We start from the raw sequence: 9,027 nt of genomic DNA, 5'->3' as shown, positions 1-9,027 counted from the left end.
GGTTGTTTTTTATTGTCTGATATATTAATGTGCATAAATACTTGAACAATTTGCCTCCCGCTTAAGGAAGAAAATTGTTATAAATACTAAATCTTTATAAATATTTTTCGTTTATAAAGCATATTCGAAATTACCCAAAAGCCAATAACATGCAATAAAGCAAAGGTGAACGATGCCAATTTAGCGCTCATAACCAAGGCGAGTTGCTGATACATCCAATCCCCCAAGTTTAGCTCGCCAATATTAATCAGTGAATAGCTCAGTACCCACACAGCCGATAATACATATATAAACAGTGGGTTTGACCCATACACAATTAATGGATTAACAAGGCGCTCAGGTTTAACAATGTCGCAAAGCCAAACAAAAAATGCCAACACAATACAAGCAATCCCGGATGTGTAAATAACAAAGCTACTAGTCCAAAGCGATTTATTAATTGGCATCACCATTGAGGTTAATTGCCCAATAACAACTGCAACTACACCAATAACTAACAGCCGTTTAATACTTGCCCACTGGCAACTTGTGCTCGTTAACAGGCGCGTTACTTCAAAACCAAATAAGACACTCACCACAGCGGGTAACGTACTGATCAGCCCTTCTGGATCAAATGCGAGCCCTTTGCCTTGCCATAAATGCGACTCACCTAGTACGGCAATATCAACCGCTCTAACTAGGTTATGTTCGAGTGTATAAGCGTTTTCAGCGCCAACGCTTAACAGTAATAACCAATAAGCAACTAAGATAATAACCGATAGCGTTAACACCCCTCGCCTATTTAAAAACAACACACAGATAGACGCTAAAATATAGGCTATCCCTATACGTTGCAGTACACCTAATATTCTCAAGTTTTCAATATTGGTAGTAAAGGGATAAATATTTAAAGCTAGACCAATGGCAAATATAATTGCTCCACGTTTAACTAGTCTTAATACTTGGCTAGCACTGGCTGCACTGTTAGTTTTTTTGAACGAAAAAAACATCGCAGAGCCAATAATAAACATAAAAAACGGAAAAATTACATCCGTAGGGGTACAACCATGCCAATCTGCATGAAGTAAAGGGGCATACACATGGGACCACGATCCCGGAGTGTTTACCAGTATCATTAACGCTATGGTTAGCCCACGCATAGCATCAAGTGCTTTATACCTTGTCATTTTGGCTCCTATTTAATAATTTGTATTTCTACAAATGACAACGCTGTCACTTTGTAGTAAAAAAACTTAAATCGCAAGTAATTTAGATAAGTGGAGTTGTTGAATTAAAAAAGCCGCAGAATCAATAATGAAACGGCGGCTTTAAATCAGAATTTGTTACTTTAGGAGCGGTTTATTGCTGTCCTTTATAGTGCTTGCTCTAACTGTGGTAAAACATCAAATAAGTCAGCAACTAAACCGTAATCAGCTACTTGGAATATTGGCGCATCAGGGTCTTTATTAATGGCAACAATAACTTTTGAATCTTTCATACCCGCAAGATGCTGAATGGCACCACTAATACCCACAGCAATATATAAATTAGGCGCGACAATTTTACCTGTTTGCCCTACTTGCATATCGTTAGGCACAAAGCCCGCGTCAACCGCTGCACGTGATGCACCAATAGCGGCACCGAGTTTATCGGCAATGCCATTTAATAATGCAAAATTTTCACCATTTTGCATACCACGACCACCCGAAATAACCACATCTGCAGCCGTTAGCTCTGGACGCTCTGATTCAGTTTGTTCAACACTAACAAAACTGCTTAACTGTGAATCAGAGACTGCATCTACAGCGGTTACATTAGCTGGAGCTTGCTCGCCTTGTAAATCAAAGCTACTTGCACGTACTGTGATCACTTTTTTACTATCGAGCGATTTAACCGTTGCAATAGCATTACCCGCGTAAATTGGGCGCTTAAATGTATCTGCGTCAATTACGTCAATAATTTCTGAAATCTGCGCTACATCTAATAATGCGGCAACACGCGGCATAAAGTTTTTACCTGTAGTAGTTGCACTTGCCACAATATGGCTGTAACTATCTGCAAGTGATAACACTAGATCTGTCATACTTTCAGCAAGTTGATGCTCATAAACTGCATTATCAGCAAGTAAAACATTCGCAACACCCTCAATGCTCGCGAGTGACTCACTCATGGCGCCAAGGTTTATGCCTGCTAATAATACATCTACGTCAAAGCCTAATTTTTTAGCTGCATTAATCGTTTTTGAGGTTTCTGGTTTTAAGGCACCGTTATCGTGCTCTGCAATTACAAGAGTTTTCATTTAAATCACCTTTGCCTCTGTTTTAAGTTTTTCTACAAGCTGTGCAACATCTTCAACAATAATCCCGCCGCTACGTTTTGCAGGCTCTTCTACACTGACCAATTCAATACGCGGGGCTAAATCTACACCTAGCGAATCAGCCGCAATCACCTCTAAAGGCTTACGTTTTGCTTTCATAATATTAGGTAGCGACGCATAACGCGGCTCGTTTAAACGTAAATCGGTGGTTACAATCGCTGGTAAATTAAGTGCAACAGTTTGCAAACCGCCATCAACTTCGCGGGTTACATTCACTTTGCCATTTTCAATAACAACTTTTGAAGCAAATGTACCTTGGCCGCGATTAGTTAGTGCAGCGAGCATTTGACCTGTTTGATTATTATCAGAGTCGATAGACTGCTTGCCTAAAATAACGAGCTCAGGAGATTCTTGCTCAACCACTTTCGCAAGTAACTTTGCAATATGAAGAGATTCTAGGTTTTGCTCGGTTTCAACATGAATCGCTTTATCAGCGCCAAGGGCAAGTGCTGTGCGTAATTGTTCTTGCGATGCTTTAGCGCCAATGGTAACAACAACTACTTCGCTTGCAGTACCGGCTTCTTTTAAACGAATCGCTTCTTCTACCGCAATTTCACAAAATGGGTTCATTGCCATTTTTACGTTTGTTAAATCAACACCGCTGTTATCAGGTTTAACGCGAGCTTTTACGTTGTAATCAATCACTCTTTTTATTGGTACGAGAACTTTCATAGGGACTCCATAATTATTTAAACCTATAAGCTAACGTATACGTCAACCTATTTATTTTATGAAATCAGACTACTTCCTGTTGACGTAAACGTCAACCTAAAATAACCTTAAACTATTCACAACCTGTAACGTTTAATTTGCATCACAAAATAACAGGTTGCTTAGCTTACTTTTTGCCTACAGGGCAAAAGTGAGTCCGTCATAGATAAAGAGGTTATTATGATTGAACGCGAAACCATGGAATTTGACGTTGTTGTTGTAGGGGCTGGTCCTGCGGGGCTTTCAACAGCAATTAAACTCGCGCAGCAAGCACAAGAAAAACAACAAGAGTGCATGATATGTGTAGTTGAAAAAGGCTCAGAAGTTGGCGCACATGTATTATCAGGTGCCGTTTTTGAAACCAAAGCACTGGACGAATTACTGCCAAATTGGCAGGAGCTTGGCGCTCCTGTGTCGACTAAAGTGGTAAATGATGAAATTTACTGGTTTAACAACGAACATAAAGCAACCTCAATTCCTCACTTTGCTACACCTAATACATTTCATAATAACGATAACTACATTGTTTCTATGGGTAATGTATGTCGCTGGTTGGCAGAGCAAGCAGAAAACCTTGGAGTAGAAATATTTCCTGGCTTTAGTGCGCATTCAGTCATTATTGAAGATGATGTTGTAAAAGGCATCATTACTGGCGATATGGGTGTAGATAAAAATGGCAATGAAAAAGACGGTTACATGCCAGGCATGGAGCTACGCGCTAAGTACACAGTATTTGCTGAGGGCTGTCGCGGTCATTTAGGTAAGCAGCTGATCAATCAGTTTGCTTTAGACGATGAATGTTCACCACAGCATTATGGTTTAGGTTTTAAAGAAATTTGGCAAGTTGATGAATCTAAACATCAATTGGGTAAAGTTGTACACGGAACCGGTTGGCCATTGAGTGGCGACACTGGCGGTGGCGCCTTTATGTATCATAGCGAAAACAACCAAGTGGTTGTGGGGTTAATTGTTGATTTAAATTACTCTAACCCACACTTAAGCCCATTTGATGAATTTCAACGATTAAAACATCACCCGGTATTTAAAAACACCCTTGAAGGGGGTGAGCGCATTGCTTACGGTGCACGTGCTATTGCTAAAGGCGGTTTGCATTCATTACCCAAAATGCACTTCCCGGGTGGCTTGCTAGTGGGTTGTGATGCAGGCACGCTTAACTTTGCAAAAATTAAAGGCAACCACACGGCAATGAAATCAGGCATGATAGCCGCTGAAGTTATTTTTAATGCCCTACAAAACGATTTAGCCAATACTGATTTAACTCAATACACTACTGAGTTTAAAAAGTCATGGGCGTATAAAGAGCTGTATCAGTCACGCAACTTTGGCCCTGCTATGCATACCTTAGGTAAATTTGCAGGCGGCGCATACAATACGCTTGATCAAAACATTTTTAAGGGTGCCCTACCGTTTAGCTTTAAAGATAACGTGCCTGACCATGCAACTTTAAAAGACGCTGACCAGGCTGAAAAAATTAACTACCCTAAGCCAGATGGCAAACTCAGTTTTGATAAGCTTTCTTCGGTATTTTTATCTAACACTAACCATGAAGAGTCGCAGCCATGTCATTTACACCTTAAAGATGCATCAATCCCGATTAAGGTTAACTTAGTTAAATTTGATGAACCCGCGCAGCGCTACTGCCCTGCTGGTGTTTACGAAGTGCAAGAGGTAGAAGGCGAGCAAACCTTTGTGATCAACGCGCAAAACTGTGTGCATTGTAAAACCTGTGATATTAAAGATCCGAGCCAAAATATTACCTGGGTAACACCTGAAGGTGCTGGTGGCCCTAACTACCCTAATATGTAACATCCTTTCTATTGAAATTATAAACTTATCCTAAATTGCAGGGGCTTCGGCCCCTTTTTTGCGCTATGCTGTTAAGTAATATGAATAAATGAGAGTGTGTTATGGCGTCGTCGAGTGTAATTTTTCGTTTTTTAGCAGAGCCAACCGATGTAAATTTTGGTGGTAAGGTGCATGGCGGTGTGGTCATGAAGTGGATTGACCAAGCGGGTTATGCCTGTGCTGCGGGCTGGAGCGGCCATTACTGTGTAACGGTATCGGTTGCAGGCGTTAAGTTTAGCCGCCCTATTTTAGTGGGCCAAATTGTAGAAGTTGAGGCAAAAATTGCACATACCGGCAAAACTAGTATGCAAATTTTTATTCAGGTTCGCTGTGGCGATCCGAAAACGCAAAACCTAGTTGAAACCAACCACTGTGTTATTAGCTTTGTTGCTATGGATGAAACAGGTTACCCCGTGGCAGTGCCAGAATTTAAATCGGTTACTGACGAAGACAAAAAGCTTGAGAACTACGCAATTAAAATGAAACAAATAGCCATAGAAACAGAAAACCTATTAGATAAAGTTTAACTTAGTACCTTTTGCAGGTATGTATAAACTACAACAACCTGTAAAAGCTACAATTTTTTAATTTTTATACATTTACAGTACGCTGAATGCCTGAATATTTTGCGTACTAAACACACCAAGTTAGTTCAATAAACACCCACTAAAGTACAAATTTTAGGCTAAGCAATACTTGGCACGCTCACTGCAATTAGTAAATTGATGTTTGATAAATTAAGTCGAACACATCGATATTATTTTTTAAAGGAGCTATACAATGATTAAAACACTTTCTCTTTCTGCACTTGCTTTAGCAACACTGGGTTTTAATTCAGCGGCACAGGCTGATGTTACCGACATGGACTCTCCACGCATTTATACCGGTATTGGTTATGGCCAATATTCATTTCAGTTTGAGGATAGCGAAAACGACATCGATTTTGATGACGACGCGCAAATGTTAAAAGGTTACATTGGTACTCAATTTAATGAACATTTAAGCCTTGAGCTTGCTTATCAAAACTTTGATGAAGTGAGTGATATAGACAGTAAAGCAGAAATTGATGGCGTATCGTTAGCCGCGCGGTTTGCAGCACCTATCACTGAAGACTTTTCTGTTTATGCAAAAGGTGGTTGGTTTGAATGGGATGCTGACGTTACTCAAGAACTACCCGTTGGCAGCATAAGTGCATCTCAAGATGGTGGTGACGTATTTTACGGTGCAGGTATTGAATATGCATTTACAACCAATATGCAAGTGCGTTTAGAGTATGAGCGTTACGAATTAGAAGATGATATTGATCCAGAAATGGATGTTGCGTCAGTATCATTTCAATACATGTTTTAATAACAACTCAATAATTGCAATGTGAGGGTAAGGCTAGGTTTAGCCTTGCCCTTTTTTATTCCACATTTAAACCAATCAGTCTAAAATTTCTTTATGCTGATTATATTAAGCTAATGCCAGCAACGTTAATAACAGGTAGAATAATGCTCTATTTTTTCTATAACCGAGCATTATGAGCGATTATCAAATTTCGGCTATTGGCCATATTCAATCTCCGTATAAACAAAAATTTGCTATACCTAGGCAGCCACGTTTAGTGCCTGAAGCTAAAGCTAAACTTATTTTTGCCAAAGAGTTTAATCGTGAAGAATTTGTTCGTGGTTTAGATGAATTTAGCCACATTTGGCTGTTATTTCGTTTTCATGAAACTGCTGATAAAGGCTATTCAGCGATGGTACGCCCGCCTCGCTTAGGCGGTAACGAACGCAAAGGCGTATTTGCCACCCGTGCTACTTTTCGTCCAAATGCTATTGGTATGAGCGCTGTAAAGTTAGAGGGAATTGAATACAAGAATGGGCAGTTAGCGTTATTGCTCGCCGGTATAGATTTACTTGATGGCACACCCATTGTAGATATAAAACCTTATTTACCCTATTCAGACTCATTACCGGATGCAAGCGCTGGATTTGCCGATACGCGTCCAGAAACTCAAATGAGTGTTGAATTTAGTGAGCAAGCGCTCGATTTTATTGCTAAGCAACAACACTACCCTGAGCTACAAGCGTTTATTAGTAATGTGCTAAAACAAGATCCACGCCCTGCCTACAAAAAGCAAAAACAAGGCATGCAAAGCTATGGTATGAATTTGTATGAATACAATATTACTTGGCAAGTGACTGACTCTCACCATCTCGTTACTGATATAGAAATTAGTTAAACCTACTGTAAAGCCCTGCTATGGCTATAAAATGCGATAAAAAATCACTTAGCGCTTTAGTGTCAATGCAACCGCTGGTAAACTGAGCGCCTTAATTAAAAGAACATATCACTCTATTTCGGAAAAAACATGCGTACTAGTCAATATATACTCGCTACACTTAAAGAAACGCCATCCGATGCGGAAATTGTCTCGCATCAATTAATGCTTAGAGCCGGAATGATCCGTCGCGTCGCTTCGGGTTTATACACTTGGCTTCCCTCTGGCTTACGTGTGCTAAGAAAAGTAGAAAACATAGTACGCGAAGAAATGGATAAAGCCGGCGCAATTGAAATGCTTATGCCTGTTATTCAGCCTGCTGATTTATGGGAAGAGTCTGGCCGCTGGAGTGAGTTTGGTCCTGAGTTAATGCGCTTTACCGACCGTCATAATCGTGAATTTGCTATGGGTCCTACCCATGAAGAAGTGATCACCGATTTTGTTCGTAAAGAAATTAACAGCTACAAACAACTACCAATTACTTTGTACCAAGTACAAACTAAAGTACGTGACGAGCGTCGCCCACGATTTGGTGTTATGCGTGCCCGTGAATTTACTATGAAAGATGCCTATTCATTCCATTTAACCGATGAATGTTTAGATGCAACTTATCAAGTAATTCACAAAGCCTACTGTAATATTTTTGAACGTTTAGGCTTAGATTACCGCCCAGTAATTGCAGATACAGGCTCTATTGGCGGTAGTGTATCGCATGAGTTCCATGTACTCGCTGAATCTGGCGAAGATGCCATTGCTTTTAGTGATGCCAGCGACTATGCCGCTAATATTGAAAAAGCCGAAGCACTAGCGCCAACTGAAGCGCGCCCACAAGCAAGCAAAGAGCTAAAAGCATTCCCAACGCCTGATGCTAAAACAATTAATGAGCTGAAAAAACACTATGGTGTAAAACCCCATCGCGGTGTTAAAACATTAGTGGTTTATGGCACTCCTAATGAAGACGGCGTACGCGGCCTTGTTGCATTAGTACTGCGTGGTGATCATGAACTAAATGAACTTAAAGCTGAAAAACACCCACTGGTTGATTCTCCACTAGAAATGGCAACCGAGGCAGATATTGTTGCTGCCATTGGCGCAAAACCAGGGTCTTTAGGGCCTATTGGCTTAAACATGCCTATTATTGTTGATAGAACAGCGAATGTAATGGCTGATTTTGTAGCCGGTGCCAACAAAGACGATGAGCACTTTAGTGGCATTAACTGGGATCGCGACGTAACAGACTACGAAGTTGCTGATATCCGTAATATCGTAGAAGGCGATCCTAGCCCATGTGGTCAAGGCACGTTGCAAATCAAGCGCGGTATTGAAGTGGGTCATATTTTCCAACTAGGTACTAAGTACTCAGAAGCAATGAAAGCAGGTGTACTGAGCGAATCAGGTAAAAACCAAATAATGACTATGGGTTGTTATGGAATTGGTGTATCACGTATTGTTGCTGCAGCTATTGAGCAAAATAACGACCAATACGGTATTACATGGCCTAAAGCTATCGCGCCTTTCGATTTAGCAATTGTGCCAATGAATATGCATAAATCGCATCGTATTCCTGATATTGCTAATAACCTATACCAAGGTTTAAAAGATGCAGGCTTAGATGTGCTATTTGATGACCGTAAGGAGCGCCCTGGTGTTATGTTTAACGACATGGAATTACTTGGTGTGCCTTACACGCTTGTAATTGGTGAGCGTAACCTTGATGAAAACAAGGTAGAACTTAAAAACCGCCGCACTGGCGAAAAGCTAATGATAGATATTGATAGCGCGATTGAAACAATCAAAAATCAATTTAATGCATAAGCTTAAAGTTAAT

The 9,027-nt window shown here is 40.4% G+C and carries 8 protein-coding genes; 5 read left to right on the top strand and 3 right to left on the bottom strand.

All coding sequences use genetic code 11. The features are described from left to right. Positions 1–86 precede the first annotated feature (86 nt). From P20439_RS06750 to P20439_RS06740, 3 genes are all read right to left on the bottom strand, one after another. Positions 87–1,166 (bottom strand): acyltransferase family protein, encoded by a 1,080-nt coding sequence (locus tag P20439_RS06750; protein WP_008113820.1) that lies wholly within the window; start codon positions 1,164–1,166, stop codon positions 87–89. Positions 1,167–1,351: 185 nt separating this feature from the next. Beyond that, positions 1,352–2,278 (bottom strand): electron transfer flavoprotein subunit alpha/FixB family protein, encoded by a 927-nt coding sequence (locus tag P20439_RS06745; RefSeq protein WP_008113818.1) that lies wholly within the window; start codon positions 2,276–2,278, stop codon positions 1,352–1,354. Further along, a complete protein-coding gene (locus tag P20439_RS06740; protein WP_008465521.1) occupies positions 2,279–3,028 on the bottom strand; it encodes an electron transfer flavoprotein subunit beta/FixA family protein in 750 nt (249 codons plus the stop codon). It abuts the gene before it with no gap. 219 nt (positions 3,029–3,247) lie between these two features. Between P20439_RS06740 and P20439_RS06735 the strand changes: the two genes are divergently transcribed. The 5 genes from P20439_RS06735 (at position 3,248) to P20439_RS06715 (ending at position 9,014) form a co-directional block, all read left to right on the top strand. Further along, positions 3,248–4,894: an electron transfer flavoprotein-ubiquinone oxidoreductase gene (locus tag P20439_RS06735; RefSeq protein WP_008113813.1), complete on the top strand. Its 1,647-nt coding sequence runs from the start codon at positions 3,248–3,250 to the stop codon at positions 4,892–4,894. Between the two features lie 101 nt (positions 4,895–4,995). Then, the gene (locus tag P20439_RS06730) at positions 4,996–5,460 is read left to right on the top strand and encodes an acyl-CoA thioesterase (RefSeq protein ID WP_008113812.1); all 465 of its coding nucleotides are present in this window, start codon (positions 4,996–4,998) and stop codon (positions 5,458–5,460) included. Positions 5,461–5,713: 253 nt separating this feature from the next. Further along, on the top strand, positions 5,714–6,283 hold the full coding sequence (locus tag P20439_RS06725; RefSeq protein ID WP_008113810.1) for an outer membrane beta-barrel protein: 570 nt from the start codon (positions 5,714–5,716) through the stop codon (positions 6,281–6,283). Positions 6,284–6,455: 172 nt separating this feature from the next. Beyond that, positions 6,456–7,160, top strand: coding sequence for a tRNA (N6-threonylcarbamoyladenosine(37)-N6)-methyltransferase TrmO (tsaA, locus tag P20439_RS06720; RefSeq protein ID WP_008113807.1), 705 nt, complete (start codon positions 6,456–6,458; stop codon positions 7,158–7,160). 129 nt (positions 7,161–7,289) lie between these two features. After that, complete coding sequence (locus tag P20439_RS06715) at positions 7,290–9,014, top strand: proline--tRNA ligase (protein ID WP_008113804.1); 1,725 nt, start codon at positions 7,290–7,292, stop codon at positions 9,012–9,014. Positions 9,015–9,027: the final 13 nt, after the last annotated feature.

The sequence above is a fragment of the Pseudoalteromonas sp. BSi20439 genome, assembly GCF_000241165.1.
Classification (GTDB): Bacteria; Pseudomonadota; Gammaproteobacteria; order Enterobacterales; family Alteromonadaceae; genus Pseudoalteromonas.
Note: the sequence above shows the minus strand (reverse complement) of the source record. Positions and strands in the feature narration are given on the sequence as shown.